General features: G+C 57.2%; 14 protein-coding genes and 1 pseudogene. 4 read left to right on the top strand and 11 right to left on the bottom strand.

Translation table 11 applies throughout. The features are described from left to right. Positions 1-187: 187 nt before the first annotated feature. From V3W49_RS06760 to V3W49_RS06740, 5 genes are read right to left on the bottom strand one after another with little or no spacing between them, the layout of a single operon-like run. Positions 188-1,912: an acetyl/propionyl/methylcrotonyl-CoA carboxylase subunit alpha gene (locus V3W49_RS06760; protein ID WP_500144507.1), complete on the bottom strand. Its 1,725-nt coding sequence runs from the start codon at positions 1,910-1,912 to the stop codon at positions 188-190. Next, positions 1,905-3,494 carry a 5-oxoprolinase subunit B/C family protein gene (locus V3W49_RS06755; RefSeq protein WP_500144506.1) on the bottom strand — a complete coding sequence of 530 codons (1,590 nt, stop codon included), beginning with the start codon at positions 3,492-3,494 and terminating at the stop codon, positions 1,905-1,907. Before V3W49_RS06755 ends, V3W49_RS06760 begins: the two co-directional genes overlap by 8 nt. Then, entirely contained in the window at positions 3,495-4,304 is an 810-nt protein-coding gene (locus tag V3W49_RS06750; protein WP_500144505.1) for a putative hydro-lyase, read from the bottom strand. After that, positions 4,301-5,074 (bottom strand): LamB/YcsF family protein, encoded by a 774-nt coding sequence (locus V3W49_RS06745; RefSeq protein ID WP_500144504.1) that lies wholly within the window; start codon positions 5,072-5,074, stop codon positions 4,301-4,303. Before V3W49_RS06745 ends, V3W49_RS06750 begins: the two co-directional genes overlap by 4 nt. 14 nt (positions 5,075-5,088) lie before the next feature. Then, positions 5,089-6,333, bottom strand: coding sequence for an NRAMP family divalent metal transporter (locus tag V3W49_RS06740; protein WP_500144502.1), 1,245 nt, complete (start codon positions 6,331-6,333; stop codon positions 5,089-5,091). Positions 6,334-6,678: 345 nt separating this feature from the next. Here V3W49_RS06740 and V3W49_RS06735 point away from each other — a divergent pair, with 345 nt between their 5' ends. Next, positions 6,679-7,341 carry a GntR family transcriptional regulator gene (locus tag V3W49_RS06735; protein ID WP_500144501.1) on the top strand — a complete coding sequence of 221 codons (663 nt, stop codon included), beginning with the start codon at positions 6,679-6,681 and terminating at the stop codon, positions 7,339-7,341. A 99-nt stretch (positions 7,342-7,440) separates the two neighbouring features. Here V3W49_RS06735 and V3W49_RS06730 read toward each other — a convergent pair whose 3' ends face one another. After that, positions 7,441-8,427, bottom strand: a complete 987-nt coding sequence (locus tag V3W49_RS06730; protein WP_500144499.1) for an amidohydrolase family protein — start codon at positions 8,425-8,427, stop codon at positions 7,441-7,443. Between the two features lie 36 nt (positions 8,428-8,463). Next, on the bottom strand, positions 8,464-9,171 hold the full coding sequence (locus V3W49_RS06725; protein ID WP_500144498.1) for an SDR family NAD(P)-dependent oxidoreductase: 708 nt from the start codon (positions 9,169-9,171) through the stop codon (positions 8,464-8,466). Positions 9,172-9,452: 281 nt separating this feature from the next. Here V3W49_RS06725 and V3W49_RS06720 point away from each other — a divergent pair, with 281 nt between their 5' ends. After that, a complete protein-coding gene (locus V3W49_RS06720) occupies positions 9,453-10,397 on the top strand; it encodes a LysR family transcriptional regulator (protein ID WP_500144496.1) in 945 nt (314 codons plus the stop codon). Between the two features lie 107 nt (positions 10,398-10,504). On the opposite strand, the gene V3W49_RS06715 is transcribed toward V3W49_RS06720, so the two are convergent. From V3W49_RS06715 to V3W49_RS06705, 3 genes are all read right to left on the bottom strand, one after another. Beyond that, on the bottom strand, positions 10,505-11,122 hold the full coding sequence (locus V3W49_RS06715; protein WP_500144495.1) for a glutathione S-transferase family protein: 618 nt from the start codon (positions 11,120-11,122) through the stop codon (positions 10,505-10,507). A 170-nt stretch (positions 11,123-11,292) separates the two neighbouring features. Next, entirely contained in the window at positions 11,293-12,042 is a 750-nt protein-coding gene (locus V3W49_RS06710; RefSeq protein ID WP_500144493.1) for an SDR family NAD(P)-dependent oxidoreductase, read from the bottom strand. A 111-nt stretch (positions 12,043-12,153) separates the two neighbouring features. Beyond that, positions 12,154-12,795 carry a helix-turn-helix transcriptional regulator gene (locus V3W49_RS06705; RefSeq protein ID WP_500144492.1) on the bottom strand — a complete coding sequence of 214 codons (642 nt, stop codon included), beginning with the start codon at positions 12,793-12,795 and terminating at the stop codon, positions 12,154-12,156. 291 nt (positions 12,796-13,086) lie between these two features. On the opposite strand from V3W49_RS06705, the gene V3W49_RS06700 reads away from it, so the two are divergent. Beyond that, on the top strand, positions 13,087-13,554 hold the full coding sequence (locus V3W49_RS06700; protein ID WP_500144491.1) for a hypothetical protein: 468 nt from the start codon (positions 13,087-13,089) through the stop codon (positions 13,552-13,554). A gap of 89 nt (positions 13,555-13,643) precedes the next feature. Here V3W49_RS06700 and V3W49_RS06695 read toward each other — a convergent pair whose 3' ends face one another. Further along, positions 13,644-14,144 carry a hypothetical protein gene (locus V3W49_RS06695; RefSeq protein ID WP_500144490.1) on the bottom strand — a complete coding sequence of 167 codons (501 nt, stop codon included), beginning with the start codon at positions 14,142-14,144 and terminating at the stop codon, positions 13,644-13,646. A 137-nt stretch (positions 14,145-14,281) separates the two neighbouring features. Between V3W49_RS06695 and V3W49_RS06690 the strand changes: the two are divergent. Further along, positions 14,282-14,661, top strand: a pseudogene (locus V3W49_RS06690) (isopentenyl-diphosphate Delta-isomerase); the annotation flags it as partial. Between the last annotated feature and the right edge of the window lie 22 nt (positions 14,662-14,683).

Raw genomic sequence — 14,683 nt, 5'->3', positions numbered from 1 at the left:
CCCGGTTTCCCGGAAACCAGCTCTAAAATAAGGCGCTGCGTTATATCATAGCCACTCAGGCAGCCTCTCTGTCTGTCTGTTCCGGGGCTTAAGCCGTCTCAAACAGACGCGTCTTATCAGGCGCGTCTGTTGATGGTACGTCAGGGAATGAAGGCGAAAGCCGCCCGATCGCACTAAGTTCCGGAGATTAGCGAATCATCCCCAGCGCGGCCTCTGCCGCCAGAACCTCTCCCGGGCGGGCGCCTTGCTGTAGCTTTCCGGTACAGGGAGCCACCACTGAAACTTCCATCTTCATGGCCTCCATAATGGCGATCGTTTCGCCTTGCGCCACCTGCTGGCCTTCTTGCGCCACCCAACTGTGCAACACGCCCGCCACCGGGGCGCTCACCTGGTTATCCGCGGTCTGAGGCGCGTCCTGCGCAGGCACCGCCTGAGCTGATGGCGTCGCCGCCAGCAGTCCGGCGGGCAGGCCCAGCTGCAGTCGACGGCCGTCCACTTCGATCCAGGTACGGGTCAGCGGCTGTTCCTGGACGGGGAACGGACGTACCTGCGTTTCCAGCCTGTCCGCGAAATCGGTTTCAATCCAGCGGGTATGCACCTTGAAATCATCCACAAAGTCATCAGCCGCCAGCACAGCCCTGTGGAACGGCAGTACCGAAGCAACGCCTTCGATGGTAAATTCCGCCAGCGCCCTGCGAGCCCGGGCAATCGCCTGTTCACGGGTGGCGCCGGTGACGATAAGCTTAGCCATCAGCGAATCATAGTGACCTGGAATGGTGGAACCACTCTCCACGCCGCTGTCCAGACGAATGCCTGGCCCGCAAGGCGGCGCAAAGCGGGTGATAGTACCGGGCACCGGCAGGAAACCGCGTCCGGGATCCTCCGCGTTAATACGAAACTCAATGGCGTGGCCGCGCGGCACTGGCGTTTGCGTCAGGCTCAGGGGCAGCCCTTCGGCCACCCGCAACTGTTCAATCACCAGGTCGACGCCGGTAGTCTCTTCCGTCACCGGGTGTTCCACCTGAAGTCGGGTATTCACCTCAAGGAACGAGATACGACCGTCGCGACTGAGCAGGAATTCGACGGTACCGGCCCCCACGTAACCCGCCTGACGGCAGATATCCCGGGCCGCAGCGTGAATGCGCTCGCGCTGCTCTTCACTGATAAACGGCGCCGGCGCCTCTTCAACCAGTTTCTGATTACGGCGCTGTAGCGAACAGTCGCGGGTGCCCAGCACCAGTACCTGGCCGTGGCTGTCAGCGATAATCTGGGCTTCGATATGACGGGGGCGGTCCAGGTACTGCTCGACAAAACATTCGCCGCGGCCAAAGGCCGCTTCGGCTTCACGTACCGCAGAATGATAAAGTTCCGCGACCTCTTCGAGTCGCCAGGCCACTTTCAGACCGCGTCCCCCGCCGCCAAAGGCAGCCTTAATCGCCACCGGCAGCCCATGTTCCCGGGCGAAGGCTTCCACTTCACCGGCATCAGTCACCGGATCGGTGGTTCCCTTCACCAGCGGCGCCCCGGCCTGAAGCGCAATTTTACGGGCCTGTACTTTATCGCCCAGTTGTTCAATCGTCTGCGGATTTGGGCCGATCCAGATAAGTCCTGCATCAATAACCGCCCGGGCAAAATCGGCGCGCTCGGAAAGGAAGCCGTAGCCGGGATGCACCATGGTAGCGCCGCTGCGACGCGCCACCTTCAGCAGCTTCTCGACGTTAAGATAGCTTTCCGTAGCGCTGCTGCCGGTAAGGGCCCAGGCTTCGTCGGCCATTCTGACGTGCAGCGCATCGGCGTCCGGATCGGCGTAGACCGCCACCGACGCCACGCCGTAGTCCCGGCAGGCGCGAATAATACGAACCGCGATTTCACCGCGGTTAGCGATTAACACTTTATGACGTTGCTCAGTCATGGTTTCCCTCTGGTTCCTGAAAAGGTGCAATAGCCCGGAAGCGAATGATGGCGCCGGGCGGGATCTGCCCGGCAAGATCGAGGTGATAGTCGGCAACGGCGCCGATAACCGGATAACCGCCGGTCAGGGGGCGGTCGTTCAGAAACAGCACCGGCTGGCCGCTGGCGGGAACCTGAATGGCGCCGCTGCATACCCCCTCGCTGGGCAGTTCCTGGGTGATGCTGCGCTCCAGCGGCTGAGCACCTGCCAGGCGCAGGCCGATACGGTTCGACTGGGCGGTCACCTGCCAGCTCTGCTCGGTCAGGCGCGCCTGAGAGCGGGCGGTAAACCAGTCGCTGCGCGGGCCGGGAATAAAATCAAGAGTGACAACGTCACCTATTGCCGGTAGCGATACGACGTCGCCGGTTTCCGCCTGCTCTACTGCCCGGCACGGCAGACCGGCGCTGCGTAGCCGCTCTCCGGGTTTGAGCGGCGGCGGCCCGACCCGGGCCAGAGTATCGAAGGCGCGACTGCGCAGCACCGGCTCAACGGCAAAGCCGCCGCGCAATGCCAGATAGCTGCGAACGCCGCTGGCGGGCGCTGCCAGGCGAATCTCTTCCCCCTCTTCCAGCGCCAGCGCCTGTTCAGCATCCGCCTGATAGCGCTGGCCGTCCGCGCTGCGAATCTCCACCGGACAGGGTGCGCCGGTAACGGCCACCACCAGGGCACTCAGCGCCCTGGCGCGAAAACCGCCCTGCGTAATTTCGATACAGGCGCATCCCCAGGGGTTGCCCACCAGGCGATTCGCCCGGCGTAGCGCCCCGCGATCGAGGGCGCCGGATGGCGAAATGCCCAGTCGGGCCTGGCCTGCCCGCCCCTCATCCTGATACAGCGCCTGCAAACCGGTGGCGAGTATCTCAAAGGCCGGCGGCGCGTTACTTTGCGCCGGTTCGCCAGAGGTTACCGCCGCCGCCACAGAAACCGTAGCGCCCTGGCGGGATGCATCCACAAAACGTACCCGGGCGCCCGGCGTTAACAGCGCCGGACGCTCGCGGTTCAGATCCCACATGCTGAGCGGGGTGTCGCCAATTAGCTGCCAGCCTCCGGGACTCGCCTGGGGATAGATACCGCTGAACTCCCCGGCCAGCGCCACCGAGCCTGCCGGAATGCGGGTTCGGGGCGTGGCGCGCCGCGGTACGTTAAAACCGGCGTCGGAAACCATATAGGCAAAGCCTGGCGCAAAGCCGGTGAAAGCCACCCGCCACTCATAATCGCAGTGTCGGGCAATAAGCTGTTGCACGCTCAGGCCAAGCAACTCCGCGGCTTGCGGTAAATCCTCGCCGCGGTAGCGTACCGGAATCGTCACCTCCGGCCCCTGCGCACCGGAGTTCGTGTCCAGGGAAAGTCGGCCAATCGCCTGTCTCAGCGCGCCGACGGTGGTTTCTCCTGGCGTAAAGCGAATCAGCAAAGTACGGGCCGCCGGAATGGTTTCTTCCACGCCCTTGAGCGCCGCCGCTTCCAGCGCGGCATGTAGCGCCAGGGTCTGTTCCAGGCTCGCCAGTTCCACCAGAAAACTGTTGCTGTTAACGGGTAAAAAACGCACTTAGCCCTCCTGCCAGGCGCTGTCGGGCACATCGGTAATAAACATGTGGCCCGGCGCGTGGCTGATGGCGAACGGCACGCCTGATTTCATTACCGCCGCCTGAGGCGTAACGCCGCAGGCCCAGAACACCGGTACTTCTCCTTCTTCAATGCGTACCGGATCGCCAAAATCCGGCTGCATCAGATCGGCGATGCCCAGACTGTCTGGATCGCCAACCTGAACCGGCGCGCCGTGTACCGCCGGGAAACGGCCGCTGATGGTGACCGCGTCCGGCACCCGGTGCGCTGCGACAGGACGCATCGAGACCACCAGTTCCCCCTGTAACCGTCCCGCCGGGCGGCACAAACGGTTAGTGCGGTACATCGGCACGTTACAGTTGTCGGAAATATGGCGGATATCGATGCCCGCTTCGCGCATCGGCGTTTCAAAGGTAAAGCTACAGCCAATCAGGAAAGTCACCAGATCCGGATGTTCGGCCCAGATGGCGCTGGCATCGGTGATTTCATCCGCCAGCTCTCCCTGGCGCCAGACCCGATAACGCGGAATGTCGGTACGCAGATCAGCCCCTTCCGCCAGCACGGTGCTAAAGCTTCCCGCTTCGCACACGTCGAGCACCGGGCAACTGCGCGGATTACGCTGGGCGTACAGCAGAAAGTCGAAGGCCCAGTCCCGCGGTAGCGAAATCATATTGCACTGGGTCATCCCGGGCGCCATGCCTGCCGTGGGGCGATCGAAGCCGTTACGGATGGTTTCACGTGCGGCGCGCGCCTGAGCGATAGCCTCTGCGCTGGCTTTGATATATGGATTCATGAACGCGCCTCCCCGCTAAAAGGACGAATGGCGATGCCGTGGCTTTCCAGGGTAGTGCGAATCTGACGCGCCATCGCGATGGCGCCCGGACTGTCGCCGTGTACGCAGATAGAATCGGCTTCGATGCAGGTGAACTTCCCCTCCACCGATTCGACGCCGCCCTCGTTAATCAGCCTCAGCATACGCTGCGCCACCTGCTCAGGATCGTGCAGTACGGCGCCGACTTCGCGGCGCGACACCAGAGTACCATCGGCGTGATAGGCGCGATCGGCGAAGGCTTCCGCCACCACTTTAAGCCCCTGTTCCCGGGCCAGTTCGACCAGCGGCGAGCCCGCCAGCGCCACCAGAATCAGCGATGAGTCCAGCGCTTTGATAGCGGCAATCACCGCCAGGGCCTGGCGCTGGTCGTGGGCGATGGTGTTATAGAGCGCGCCATGGGGTTTGACATAGCTCACTTCGCTTCCGGCGGCGCGCGCCAGCCCTTGTAGCGCGCCAATCTGATAGATAACGTCCGCCGTCAGCTCATCGCTGGCGATATCCATGGCCCGGCGACCGAACCCCACCAGATCCGGATAGGCCACGTGGGCGCCCACCGCCACGCCATTGCGCCGCGCCGCCTCCAGGGTCGCCAGAATGCCTGCGGGGGAACCCGCGTGAAAGCCGCAGGCGACGTTAGCGCTGCTGACAACAGGTAGAATGGCCGCATCGTCCCCCATTTTCCACTGGCCAAAGCTTTCGCCCAGGTCGCTGTTTAAATCAATGCTTTTCATCCGGCTTTCCCCTCTCAGACTACATTCAGATAATTAAAGATCGCGCCAACCGACATCACGCCCATATACCAGGTAAGCAGGCAGATAATCAGCCCCAGCCCCAGCAGCCAGCGCGGGTAATGATAACCGTCCATCAGATCGGCGCGACGCCAGCCTACCCACAGGAAAATCGTTAAGCCGATGGGCAATACCAGGCCGTTAAAACCGCCGGCAAACACCAGCAGCGCCGCCGGCGCGGTGCCCAGCATCAGGTAAACCGCCAGCGAGACGGCGATAAAGATGATGGTCGCGATATTGCGCTGGCGCTCGGTCATTCCCGGTTGGAATACGGTCAGAAACGAAACCGAGGTGTAGGCCGCGCCAATCACACTGGTAATGGCTGCCGCCCACAGAATACAGCCGAAGATACGCAGCCCCAGAGTGCCCGCCGCGTGCTGAAATGCCTGGGATGCCGGATTGGCGCTGTGTCCCGCCACGTCCAGGGTGACGCCGCTGGCGACCACGCCAAGGATGGCCAGGAACAGGATGTAACGCATAATGCCGACCACCACAATGCCCTTGGTGGCCGCCGATGAGACTTCGTGGACGTGCTCAGGCCCCACGGCGCCTTTATCCAGCAGGCGATGGGCGCCCGCATAGCTGATATAGCCGCCGACGGTACCGCCGACGATAGTGGTGATGGTGGCGAAATCGATATGGTCGGGCATGACGCTCTGGCGCAGCGCTTCGCCCAGCGGCGGCTGGGAAACGAAAGCGACGTAAAGCGTCAGCGCAATCATCACCAGCCCCAGCACCACCATCATCCGGTCAATGGCGACGCCAGCCCGGCGCGAAGAGAAGATATAAATCGCAATGCCGGCGCTTAACAGCCCCCCCCATTTAGGATCCAGCCCCAGCAGCGCATTCAGGCCCAACCCGCCACCGGCGATATTACCGATATTAAAGACCAGGCCGCCAAACACCACCAACACCGACAGCAGATAGCCGCTGCCCGGTAGCGCGATATTGGCCACCTCCGACGCCCGCTTGCGGGTGAGCGTCACCACCCGCCAGATATTCTGCTGTACCACGTAATCGATGACTATCGAGGCCAGAATCCCGAAGGCAAAGGCGGCCCCCATGGTGGCGGTGAAGGTCGCCGTTTGGGTAATAAACCCGGGCCCGATAGCCGATGTCGCCATTAAGAAGATGGCTGCGATTAACGACGATCGGCGCTTACGCACGAAGGTCTTTTTATTTTCCGCTTCCAGAGCTGCCATGCTGTCACTCCCCATTATGATGTTAACCCTTTGTCTGTCAGGCAATTTTCAGGCCATTGTTGGAACAAATTTTGTAATTGTTAAATTAATGTGTTTGCATTGTTGAACAATAAACTACGTAGCGGCGAATAAACCGGCAATACCCTTTTGGGAGAGCAGTAACAAAATCGCGAAGACGATCACTGTTTTTTGATTCGCTGATTAACTCAATGCCCTGTTTTTGTGCATAGCAATGCAGTTTTGCCCCTAAATGGTGCATATGATGCACAGTTCGGGTGCCTTGCCGCTGACCGGCTAAATATGTGAATATTGCCGCTCTGTTGATTGCCGGGAATGCAACCTGCCATGAAGAAAAGCTCGCCTGCCCCTGTACTGAGTGAAAAGACGGCCGAAATTATTCGCCAGAAGATTATTACTGGCGAGCTGGCGCCGGGAGCCCGCCTGTCAGAGGCTGCGTTAAGCGAGCGGCTGGCGATTTCGCGCAATACCCTGCGTGAAGTTTTTCGTCTGCTGACTCAGGAAGGATTACTGCACTACGAGCCGAACTGCGGCGTTTGCGTGGCCGTGCCGGATATGGCGGCGATTATCGATATCTACCGTATCCGACGGCTGATCGAGTGCGACGCGCTGCGTCAGGCATGGCCGCTGCATCCGGCGGTAGAGCGCATGGCGCAGCAAATTACCCTGGCCCGTGAACACGGCGCCCGCGGCGACTGGAGCGCGGTGGGTACCGCCAATATGCTGTTCCACACCGCTATCGTCGAACTTTCAGACAGCCCGAGGCTGGTGCGCCTGTACCGGCATATTTCCGCCGAACTGCGGCTGGCCTTCGGGCATCTGGACGATCTGGAGATGCTACACGCCCCCTATATTGAAAAGAATGCCGCGCTGTTAGCGCTGCTCAATAGCGGGAAAAATGAAGAGGCGGCGCAGATGCTGGCGAGTTATCTGGATCAGTCCGAACGAACCCTACTGGCGGTGCTGCAGCGGCGGGCGGCTCAGGCGTGATAAGTTAGCCTTTAGCGTTCACAAATCTTCACGTACTACGCGTAAACAGGGGACTCTGATGCAGCTGACCGCATCAATAACACAGGCGGCTGCTGTCAGTTAATCGGCACTTCGGGCACGGGTCAGACGCATCCAGTTGCCGTGGGCAAAGGCCGCTTTATCATTTTCACTGAGGTGACAGGTTTCCAGAAATTGCCTCGCCTCATTACCGGTGCGGTATTGGAAAGGGTAATCGGTAGAAAAGAGGATTCGTTCCGTTCCCACTATCGCAACCGCCCTGTCCAGGAAATGAGGAAAGAACATACCGCTCGCCGTAACATAGAGATTTTCCCGCAGGTACGATGCCAGGGGTAATTTCAGGTTTGCCACTCTGTCCATCGCCGCCAGGCGTTCTGCATAAAATAATATCAGCTCACCCCAATGCCCCAGGATCGTCTGAAGCGCCGGAAGGCGATCAAATGTGCCTGACAAAACCAGACGGATAAATTGAATTCCCGCATCATAATGCCAGCCGAGACCATAAGTGGCGAAGGCCGTATTTACCTCCGGGCTGAAGCCTGAATAATAGGCGTTTCTGACGGTGATATCTGGCGCCCCCGGATGAATTAATACTGGCGCATTCAGGGTTTCGGCGCAGCTAAGAATGGGGAAATAACCGGGGCTGTCTAAATGTTCTGCGCCACCGCTGCATAGCAGTGCGCCTTTAAAGCCCAGGCTTTTTATACAACGCTCCAGTTCATTAGCCGCTTCATCAGGCATGGAGACCGGCAGGGTTGCCAGCGCCTGAAACCGATCCGGGTACCTTGCCACCACTTCCGCAATACCGTCATTGATTCGCTGTGCCATACTGACGCTGGCTGGCCCCAGCCCGTGAAGCGCCGGTGACGTCAGGGAGAGTACCTGCATATCCAGACCTGATTCATCCATCAGGGCAAGGCGCTCATCAGCGATATCAAACAGCCGGCGCTTAATGACGCCGGAATTAAAAGCAATACTGGGATCTTTTGCATCCAGCCCCGCTGCTTTCCAGGCGCTACACACTTCCCCGGTCAAAAAATGCTCTTCAATACCAATCAGCTTCATCATCTGTCCTCATCCTGAAAAATCATGACTTCCACCGCTTCACCAGGGCACGGTTTTCCCTTCACGGTCGAGATATTGCAGCCCCGGCTTCCCCTGCTGTGAAAGCATCACCTTCACCACTTTCGGAATGCTTTCCTCGATGCTTAGCGGCGCTTCAGCACCGCCCAGCTCGGTAGCGACCCAGCCTGGCGCCATTAACAGCAAAGTACGTGATTCTCCGGCATGACGAGCGGCATAACTGCGCATGTACATGTTCAGCGCAGCTTTGGAGCCACGGTAGACCTCGTGTCCGCCGTTTCTGTTGTTGCTCACGCTGCCCTGTCCTGACGACATAACACCAATGGTGCCTGTTGCACAAACCAGATCCTGTAAGCATTCAATCACGCGCATAGGGCTTAACGCATTGGTCACCATGACCTGTTCGAATTCCCGGGTCGATACCTCTGCGATACTCTCGCTCTGGTTTTTGTTAGCGATACCGGCATTATGAAAGAGGATATCTAACACCTTGTCAGATAAACGTTCCCGCAGCGCTTTGATCTGCTGTGGATCAGTGACCTCAAGCTGTTCAATCTCAACGCGCTCTGGATTTTTATCCGCCAGCTGGTGCAGTAACGTTCTGTCTTTCCCGCGTACGGTGCCGATGACGCGCCATCCCTTTGTCACAAATTCCGCAGCCATCGCATAGCCCAGCCCACGTGATGCGCCGATGATAAGGATAGTTTTTTGCGTCTCTCTATTTTTCATCGTTAACTCTCTCTTCTGTGGGCGCAGGCCGCCCGGATGCCGAACGGCGCGCGTCCATGACAATATGGATTCATTGCGAAAAGTCCCGTCGCACCGCAATGGCGGCGGCGATAACTGGTCAATTTCACCGCTGTAAGGCAAGTTATTACCGTCGATATCCGGGACTATCCGGTACGTGGACAACTCTATGCCTGACAGACATAATGCGGAAGACGCATAGCTTGCATTTATACTATGCACCAAACGCCTTACCTCTTTTTCCAAACGGGATATCTGAAGTTATGGCTGACCCCGACCTGAATTTACTCATAGCCCTTGATGTGCTTATCACTGAAGCCAATGTTACTCGCGCCGCGCGCCGTCTGGGGTTAAGCCCTTCAGCGATGAGCAGAACCCTGACTCGCCTTCGCGCAACGACGGGCGATCCCCTGCTGGTTCGGGCCGGGCGTCAGATGGTGCTGACGCCCTATGCCGAAAATATACGTGAAAGCACCCAACGCACCGTCTCTGCCGCTTTGGGTATACTCCGCCCCTCTGCGGTATCGCTTGACCTGTCCAGACTGGAAAGAACCTTTACTATCAGGGCGAACGAAGGTTTTGTTGAGGCTTTCGGTGGCACGCTTATCACCTCAGCGGCGGTAAAAGCCCCCCTCGTTCGCCTTTGTTTTGTGGCAAAAGAAGAAAAAAGCGCAAAACATTTACGCACGGGTCTGGCCGATCTAGAAATTGGTGTTTTAGGCGAAATGGGGCCGGAAATACGCCTGCAGGCGCTGTTCAGAGACCGGTTTGTCGGTGCGGTGAGAAAAGGTCACCCCCTGCTGAAGCGGAAAGGTAATATCAGCGCCGCGCAATATGCTTCATTTGAACACGTCATTACTTCCCGTCATGGATTCGCCAGCGGCCCGATAGACAAGGCCCTGGCTGAATCAGGACTGGAACGGAAAATTGCTGCCGTGGTACCGAGTTTTCCTGCCGCGATAGCCGTGGCGGTAGCCTCAGATTTGATTGCGCTCGTCCCCTCTTCTTTTCTTATAAACCGAATCAGCGGTGATGAAAATGAGGCGACGACGGCATTGCGCATGTTCGAGCTTCCGGTAAAAACTCAGGAAATCACCATATCGCAAATGTGGCACCCCCGGCTGGATGCCGACCCTGGCCATCGCTGGCTGCGACAGCATGTACTGGATGTTTGTCGGCAGCAAATGCAGCGTATCACTAAAAATTGACGCTCTTTATGGTCAACGGCCACAGTACATTTCACAGGAGGAGTCCCGACCATTAAACCTTGCTGTTATCTCCATTGCCCTGTTTTTACAACAGCCCCTGAAACGCCTTAAAGCAGACCATTCGCCGCCAGCGCTTGTTTCAGCTCCGGGCGCTGTCGTACTGCGGCCGCGATCGCGCTGAATTTCGGGGTATGCTGACGAAACCAGCTCACCCCCGGCGCCCAGCGCTCCATGACCACGATGTAGCAATCCAGCAGCGTTAGCTGCGCCCCCAGCGCATAAGGCGCGGCTTTAAGCTGCTGTTCCAGCCATAGCAGCAGCGACTGACGATGGCGAACCATATTCTCCTCCAGCTGCTGCGCCGCATCCGGGGCCCAGCGCCGGGGATAGTCGGCATAAGTAAAGGTGGGGTAAACGCTGGCGACCAGCCAGATAAGCAGGCGCTGAAACTGCAGACGCTCAGGCGTGCCCTGCGGCGGCGCCAGCTGCGGACGGTGGTCGAGGATCATCAGAGCAATGGCGGCCGATTCGGTCATTACCTTGCCATCGTCCAGAACCAGGGTTGGCACCTGACACAGCGGATTGAGCTGGCGCAGCCGATCGCGCTGCGGGCCTGGTTTATCAAAGCCTTCCACATTCTCAACGCGGTACGGCATCTCCGCCAGCCGCAGCATCAGTTCGCAAATCGCCGATCCCCAGCCCGGGGCGCCGTACAGGGTTATCATGGTTACTCTCCGGTGAAAGAAACTCAGTGTAGCCTGGCGGCTTTCGCGTAAACCGCAAGTCTGTTAACGGGCTTTTATCCGGGTCAATTGGGGGCAGCTGTAAAATGCGATATTTACAGGGGCCGGTACCGGAATCCCGGGAAATTCCGGCACTAAAGCTAACCGCTGACTCATTCAGCCAGATAGCCACCATCAACAGGATAAACGCCCCCAGTACAAAATCCTGATTTTTCTGACAGTAAGAACAGAATAAAATCAGCCACTTCGGTCATGGTTGCCATTCTTTTCATGGGATGGCTGTTTGAGAAAGCGCTGATAATACTTTCGGGCAGTTCGTTGATTCGGGGCGTACTGACATAACCAGGTGCAACCGCATTAACCCGTACGCCTTTACATGCGAATTCCAGCGCTGCGGTTTTGGTTAAACCAATGATGCCATGCTTTGCGACAGTGTAAGGCGCCAGCCCGGGAATAGCCGTTAATCCATTTACTGCCGATAAATTAACTATTGAACCGCCTCCTGACTTTAATATCGCTGGTATTTCATATTTCATACAGTAAAAGACGCTGCTTAGCGTATTGGATATAACTGCATTCCAGTTATCTACTGTCTGCTCCGTTATTGTTTTATTATGCTCGCCAGTGGTGCCTGCATTATTAACTGCATAATCAAGTCTGCCGAAATGATTTACGGCATTATTAACCATTTTGCTGACTTGTTCAGGGTCTGAAACATCACATGCTATGCCAATCGCCGTTTTGCCATCTGGTGATAATGCCCTGGCACTTTGTTCGGCCTGATGTAACGATCTGGACACAATGATCACACAGGCTCCATGTCGGTGTAGTTGCCCTGCGACCTCTTCACCGATGCCAGTGGTGCTTCCCGTTATTAACGCAACTTTGTTATGAAAATTCATGTCATCTCCGGTAATAGTCCTGGTGCTTTTACAGAAGCATACATGACGGTTGTGACAATTTTTGTCAGTACTCTTTGTCCAGACTGATACCTTCTTTATCTCTCCATCTTTTCAACAAGATAGCTCTGGCCTCCGGGTAAGTGACGCTGAGTATAGAGATTTTTTTATTCTGTCGGTTCTGAAGTGGCGAAATTGATTTCTTATCTCGCACCATCCTGCCAGTAGCCAGCATGACTCCATATAGACAAGGGCAACGGGCCAGATTACGCGGGAAGATATGACATCGTTTTTATCAGAGTATATTATACTGAGTTTTTTTCTTTCATTAATTGATTTACATATATCATCAAAGCCCGAAGATTCTCTTTGAACAGGGCCTGTCAGGTATGACTGATGCTCAATATATTCCTTTAATTCATCAGGAATAACTGCATGTATTTTTGCAATGGCTTTTTTGGCGTTTTTTTTAAAGTCAGCGTCCGTGTTGCTGCACACCCAGTTAAGGCCGAGTGCAAGAGCATTAATCTCCTGAGGCGTGAATGCCAATGGAGGCAAATGATAATCGGAATTAACAACATATCCGATCCCGACACTACCCTCAATACATACCCCCTGGTGCTGAAGCGTCTGTATATCTCTGTAAACGGTGCGCACGCTTACTTTTAACTTTTCAGAAAGCGTCAGCGCAGTTACCGGATAGCGGTGAGCCCGTAATATCTGGAGTAATTCAAGAAGTCTTTGTGTTCGGGTCATACCAGTCTGGCCTCCCGCCCTTATCCCGGGGTGCGTTTGTCGGGTAAAATCGCGAGCTTTACTGTATGCAATAGATGTCTGAATTATGACGCATGCCCGAAAGTAATTTCACTAAGTTTTGTGGCAGAAAAGAAAACCAGAACGGTTCACACCCTCAATGCGGTACGGCATCTCCGCCAGCAGCAACATCAGTTCGCCAGTCGCCGGGCCCCGGCCTGGGGTGCCGTACAGGGTTATCATTGCTCGTTTCCCACTTTGTCACTAACAAAGTCAGTGTAGCAGCGATGATTTGTGACAGCGTCACATAAGCCAGTTGCTTTATTTGCGGCGATCGAAGCGCATTTTGTTCACCCGGCGATATCTGAACATCTTGCTGAGTATGAAGCGCTATTGCAGGCATATGGAAATGGCGAGCATTCGCTCGGCATCACCTGGCGCCTGCCCCATCATCATCCATACTCTTCGCGCGCGACGCTGGTCAGCAGTGAAAGCGAAGAAGGACAACGCCTGGCGACAAAATGGGCTCAGGACGGGCTGCCGCAAGGGTTGTGTGACCTGGGATTTACTGGTGTGGCGGATTTATGGGCGCCCTGGTGCGCTGTTATGGCTGGTAACGACCTCGCCTCACTGGCTTTTGCTGCCCGCCTTAGTCATACGGGGGCTGAACCCGGTCTGGTCACCCTCGGCGAATTCCGGGGTCAGGGCTTTGGCGCGGCCGCCACGGCCGACTGGCCCCGGCGGAATGCTTTTGCTTTATAGCAATATTTCGTCTCATCGCATAACGGAGCGGCTGATGCTACGCGCATGTGGTGCTGGATTGCGCTTCACCTGATCGTGCGGTGAGTGGTTCAGCGACTATCGGACACGGATGAACTCATCAGCGAGCTTAACGAACAGCGCAGCGTCACGGGCTTACGCGCCAGCCCGGCCAGAGGGCCGTCGGCTATCTCGCAGTTGAGGATATTGTCAGGCCAGTGGCGGCGGGCCGAATAGACGTTGATATTTACCCACACGCCCTCTTTAAGCCAGCCCAGCCGCTTGCGGTTGATGGAGGCTGGCGTAAAACGCACCGTGCCGCCTTCGGACGGCAGATTAAGCTCCGAGCGCCCCATATCGATCTGGCCAGATTCGTCCGCGGCAGACTGGTGCCGGGCGTTGGGCTCGCCATACCAGCTGGCGGCAACGGTAATGCCCTCCTTCCCCTGCATCAGCGTCTGACGAGCATCCGGTGACAGCAGAACCCGGATCTGCAGATCCGGCAGCGGCCCGGTTTGCGCTGCCTGCCCGTTTCCGGCTGCGACGATCGTAAACAGCGCCCACAGGCCATACCCCCTTAACCTTAATCTCATCCATCGCTCCCGCTATCTGCCGATAATCGCTAAGCGTAGATCGTAAACCGCAGCCGTGTCGCTGACTATTTGACAGAGGCCAATGATTATCCGGACTGAGGTATCGGCAGAAATCGCCTGTTAATCGAGGAGTGTCGATGGTCGTTATTTTGGTGGACGAGAATGATAACAATGTGGAGGTGATGGAAAAGCAGGAAGCCCACAGGCGAGGCGCGTTTTACCGGACAATCACGGTATATGTGTTTAATAGCGTGGGTGAACTGTTAGCGCAGGCGCGCATCCGCTAAATATCATTGCGGCGGCTTGTGGAGCAATACCTGCTGCGGTCACCCGCTGCCTGGGGAAACAACGGAAAACGCCGCCCGATGGCCATCGCTACTTTGGCGTGTCTGACAAACGTTCGATGCTGAACCCCGAAGAGGCGGACGATTTTTGCTAGCGAACGCTGGATGAGATCGAGAAAGGCGTCGCCGCGAGACCAGGGCGCTATACGCCCTGGTTTACTCTGGTGTTCCCCATGTCCGCCGCATCTTCTCGCC

This window comes from Rosenbergiella sp. YN46 (assembly GCF_036620675.1).
GTDB lineage: Bacteria > Pseudomonadota > Gammaproteobacteria > Enterobacterales > Enterobacteriaceae > Jejubacter.
Note: the sequence above shows the minus strand (reverse complement) of the source record. Positions and strands in the feature narration are given on the sequence as shown.